Origin of the sequence: Rhodococcus chondri, from assembly GCF_036327435.1 — a bacterium.
GTDB lineage: Bacteria > Actinomycetota > Actinomycetes > Mycobacteriales > Mycobacteriaceae > Rhodococcus > Rhodococcus chondri.
On the sequence record NZ_JAUZMZ010000288.1, the window covers coordinates 1 to 3,482 of the forward strand.

Genomic DNA, 3,482 nt, shown 5'->3' on the forward strand with positions numbered 1-3,482 from the left:
CCGCGGCGCAGTGCAACCCCTCTCGCCCGCAGCGCGTCACGTGGGCCTTCGGGTGCAGCGACCAGCACGAACGGTCCGGCCGGCTCGCCGGCCACCGTCAACCCGGCCTCGTGCAGCGCATCGACGAGACCGGCCCGATCGGCCGCGATCTCGTGTGCGCTCCTTTCCGCCTCCGCTGTGGCGCGCGGCGAGGCACACGCGACCATCGCCGCCGTCGCAGGCGTCGACACCGACCACGGCGGTTGCTGTGCGGCGAGATCGGCAAGCACTGCGGGATCTCCGACGACATACCCCGCGCGCACCCCGGGGATCGCCCACGTCTTCGTCAGTGAGCGAACCACGAGCAGTCCCGAAAGACTCTCTGCGGCAAGGGATTGCTTCTCGCCGGGCACGGCATCCATGAATGCCTCGTCCACTACCACCACCCGGCCCGGCCGCAGCAGCGACCGCAGCGACGCGGCGGGATGCAGCACCGACGTCGGGTTCGTCGGATTGCCGATCACCACGAGATCCGCACCGTCGGGCACGGCATCGCTCGCGAGGACGAAGCCGTCCTCCGCACGGAGGATCACCCGTCGCACGTCGTGCCCGGCCGCGACGAGCGCCGCCTCGGGTTCGGTGAACTGCGGGTGCACGACGACCGGTGCCCGCCAGCGGCGCGCACGCGCGAGGAGGGTGAAGGCTTCAGCGCCGCGCGCGGTGGGCAGCACCTCGTCGAGGGGGCGGCCGTGCCGGTCGGCGAGCGCGGACCGAGCGGCGCTCGGGTCCGGATAGCGGTCCAGCTCGTCGAGGGACGCGCGCAGTGCGGTGTTCAGCCACGCGGGGCGGGGGCGGCGCGAGACGTTGACGGCAAGGTCGACCAGACCCGGGGTAGCTTCGCGGTCACCGTGGTGGTGCAGGTCGGGGGCCTGGATACGTGGCCGCCGGGGCGGGGCCGGCACCGGCGTCGCGGTGCGGACCGCGTCGGCGAACCGCCGCGCGAGGTGCGGATGACCTGCCCAGTGCGTGTGCAGGTACGACGCGTGCAGGGTTGCGGTCGAGAATCCGTCGGGCCGGCCGTTGAGCAGCCATGCGGGCGCAGAGCCGGGTTCGACGACGGTGCGATGGAACTCGTGTCCGGTGACGCGGGTCCCGGCGACGGCGAGCAGGCTGTCGGTCGTCGCGATCGCGGTGCGGTAGCCGAGGGTCAGTTGCGGTGTCATCCGGGCGGATGTGTCGAGCGCACCGACCATCTCGGCGCCGTCGACGTCGCGGCACAGATACAGCAATCCCGCGCATTCGGCGACCGTCGGTATACCCGCAGCGACCGCGGCCCGGAGATGATCGCGCAGTGGAGTATTGGCCGACAGATCCGTCGCGTGGACCTCGGGGAATCCGCCGCCGAGATAGATGCCGGCAGTGCCGTCGGGGAGCTTCTCATCGCGCAGCGGGTCGAACGTGACGGTGCGGCATCCGGCGGCGCGCAGCAACTCTTCGGTTTCGGTGTAGCGGAAGGTGAAGGCGCGTCCGCCCGCGACCGCGACGACCGGGCCGTCGGTCGGCGCCCCCGGCTGCCACGGAGACTCCTGAAGATCCGGTGCTGCGCGCGCGATTCGGACGATCTCCTCGAGATCCATGTGCTCGACGATGCGGGTCGCCAGCTGCTGGAGCTGCCCGGCGGCCTCGGCGCGTTCCTCCGCGGGGATCAGACCCAGGTGCCGCGAGGGTGCCGAGATTCCGTCGTCGCGGTGCAGCACACCCAGCACCGGGATGCCGGTGGGTTCGAGTGCGGCGATCACCTCGTCCGAATGTCGCTGCGACCCGGCCTTGTTCAGGATCACGCCGGCGATGCGCGTGCCGCGGTCGTACGACGCCATGCCGTGCACGATCGCGCCGACCGACCGCGACGCGTGCGAGACATCGACGACGAGCACCACCGGCGCGCTCAGCAACGACGCGACATGCGCGGTCGAGGCGTATCCGTCGGTGCCGAGCATCCCGTCGTACAAACCCATGACGCCCTCGACCACCGCGATGTCGGCACCCGCGGCGCCGTGGAGGAACAGCGGTGCCACCAGGTCCTCGCCGACGAGGTGCGGGTCGAGGTTGCGTCCGGGTCGCCCTGTCGCCAGCGCGTGATATCCGGGATCGATGTAGTCGGGACCGATCTTGTGGCCCGACACCACGTGTCCGGCGTGCCGCAACGCGGCCATCAGACCGGACGCGACGGTGGTTTTGCCGTGTCCCGAGGCCGGCGCGGCAATGACAATGCGGGGAAGCGTTACCACTCGATGCCTCTCTGCCCCTTCTGACCGGCGTCCATGGGGTGCTTGATCTTCGTCATCTCCGTCACCAGATCCGCGACCGCGACCAGTTTGGGATCGGCGCGGCGGCCGGTGATCATCACGTGCTGGTGGCCCGGTCGCGAGATCAGGGTATCGACCACTTCGTCGACGTCGATCCAGCCCCAGTTGATCGGATAGGTGAATTCGTCCAGCACGTAGAGGCCGTGTGCTTCGGTGGCCAGGCGCCGCTGGATCTCGCGCCACCCGGCCAGTGCGTCGCCGGCGTGGTCCTCGTCGCTGCCTTCCTTGCGCGACCACGACCAGCCCGACCCCATCTTGTGCCACTCGATCGGTCCGCCTGTGCCGCGGTCGGTGTGCAGGCCGGCGAGTGTCTCGAACGCGGTCTGCTCGCCGAGCCGCCACTTCGCGGACTTGACGAACTGGAACACCGCGACCGACCAGCCCTGATTCCAGCCGCGCAGGGCCAGCCCGAACGCGGCGGTGGACTTGCCTTTGCCGTCGCCGGTGTTGACCATCAGCAAGGGCCGGTTGCGGCGCTGACGGGTGGTGAGACCGTCGTCCGGCACCATCACCGGCTGTCCCTTCGGCATCAGGCGGCCTTTCCCCGGACGATTCCCGTAAGGGCATCGGCGTGCACCTCGCCGACCGGCACATGGTCGGCGCCGAGTCGCTCGGCGAGCCGGGCCGCGAGACCCATCCGGAACCGGCCGGTTTCCGAGTCGACCACCACCGCAGAGACGCCTTGGGCGGCAAGGAGATCGGCTGCCTCCAGCGAGCGGTTCACGGCGTCGGCGCCCGCCGTGGCCCGACCGTCGGTCACGACGACGAGCAGTGCCCGCCGGTCCGGGTCGCGCAGCCGGTGCCGCCGGATGGTTTCGGCGGCCTCGAGCAGACCCTCGGCGAGGGGAGTGCGTCCACCGGCCGGCAACTCGCGCAGCCGTGTCGCGGCAACGTCGACCGAGTTGGTCGGCGGCAGTGCGAGGCCGGCGGTGTTGCCACGGAAGGTGACGAGACCGACGGTGTCGCGGCGACGGTACGCATCGAGCAGCAGCGACAGGATGGCGGTCTTCACCTGGGTCATGCGTTGTTTCGCGGCCATCGACCCGGACGCGTCGACGCACAGCAACACCAGATTCGCCTCACGCCCCTCGATCACCTTGCGGCGCACCTCCCACCCCCCGTGCGCGGTTCCGGTAG

The 3,482-nt window shown here is 70.7% G+C and carries 3 protein-coding genes; all 3 read right to left on the reverse strand.

Annotated elements, in window-relative coordinates:
- Positions 1-2,267, reverse strand: a 2,267-nt coding sequence (locus Q8814_RS25075; protein WP_330154667.1) for a cobyrinate a,c-diamide synthase, incomplete at its 3' end; no start/stop codon positions are given.
- Positions 2,261-2,875, reverse strand: coding sequence for a cob(I)yrinic acid a,c-diamide adenosyltransferase (cobO, locus tag Q8814_RS25080; RefSeq protein ID WP_330154668.1), 615 nt, complete (start codon positions 2,873-2,875; stop codon positions 2,261-2,263). The genes cobO and Q8814_RS25075, both read right to left, overlap by 7 nt.
- Positions 2,875-3,482 (reverse strand): vWA domain-containing protein (locus Q8814_RS25085; protein WP_330154669.1); only part of this gene is annotated, 608 nt, incomplete at its 5' end. The genes cobO and Q8814_RS25085, both read right to left, overlap by 1 nt.

Coding starts and splice junctions, on each gene's coding strand:
- cobO (WP_330154668.1), bottom strand. CDS start 2,875: ATGCCGAAGGGACAGCCGGTGATGGTGCCGGACGACGGTCTCACCACC.